The 971-nt window shown below is 47.5% G+C and carries 2 protein-coding genes; one reads left to right on the top strand and one right to left on the bottom strand.

The genetic code is table 11. From position 1 onward, the window contains the following. Positions 1 to 571, top strand: a 571-nt coding sequence (locus R7Z50_RS25180; protein WP_318149445.1) for a NapC/NirT family cytochrome c, incomplete at its 5' end; no start/stop codon positions are given. On the opposite strand, the gene R7Z50_RS25175 is transcribed toward R7Z50_RS25180, so the two are convergent. Continuing rightward, on the bottom strand, positions 528 to 971 hold a 444-nt coding region (locus tag R7Z50_RS25175; RefSeq protein WP_318149444.1), incomplete at its 5' end, for a DUF2867 domain-containing protein. The genes R7Z50_RS25180 and R7Z50_RS25175 overlap by 44 nt on opposite strands.

Raw genomic sequence — 971 nt, 5'->3', positions numbered from 1 at the left:
TAAACCAAACAGAAAATGGATGCTCGGCATACCAATTGGTGGCTTATTGGCGTTTATCCTTGGTGGGGCGGCACTCAGTGTTTTTCACTTTGGTATGGATTACACCAATCGCAACGAGTTTTGTTACAGTTGCCATATTGGGATGGATACGATAGTTGAGGAGTACCAAGTATCCCCACACTTCAAAAATGCTCAGGGTGTGATTGCCGCTACGTGCAGTGATTGTCATGTCCCTAGGGAGTTTTTTGCTAAAATCGCATTGAAAATCGGCGCTACAGCCGACATCTATCACAAACTGACTGGAGAAATTACGTTAGAGAACTTCGAGGCGGAGCATCGTCCGAGGTTGGCTGCTGAAGTCACACAGCAGTTTATCGAGAATAAATCTAAACAGTGTCGATATTGCCATTCCGTTGACAAGATGGATTTCGAAGCGCAAGGACGAACCGTTGCGCGTCGACATCAGATGATGGAAAGTCGAGAGCAATCGTGCATTGATTGCCATGCGGGGATTGCCCATCACCAGCCTATTTCTCTAGATTCTCCAAAGACTGTTCCTCCTGAGGAGTAATACTGATACTTTCGGCTTCTTTCGCGATGGCTTTGACCATGCCTTTGAATATGAATAGATGGGCTGGCATCATGGCAAACCAGTAAAGCAGCCCGAGAAATCCCTGTGGGTGCCACCAAGCGGTGATATCCAGTTCTCGTTCATCACCATGGTCTTTGATGGTAATTTCTAAACGTCCAAGCCCCGGACCTTTCATCCCAAAAAACAGTGAGAGGAACTGATCTTCCTCGCAGCGAATCACTTTCCAAGAGTCTATATAGTCGCCGACTTTGAGCTCCGGCCCCGGAGGAGAAACGCGAATCGGTTTCCCGCCACCAAAAAAGATGTCGAGCCATTCGCGTGTGCGCCACAAAATGTTGGCAAAGTAATAGCCTTTTTCACGACTCCCGATTTTTTGAGC

This window comes from Vibrio sp. 1249-1 (assembly GCF_033340495.1).
Note: the sequence above shows the minus strand (reverse complement) of the source record. Positions and strands in the feature narration are given on the sequence as shown.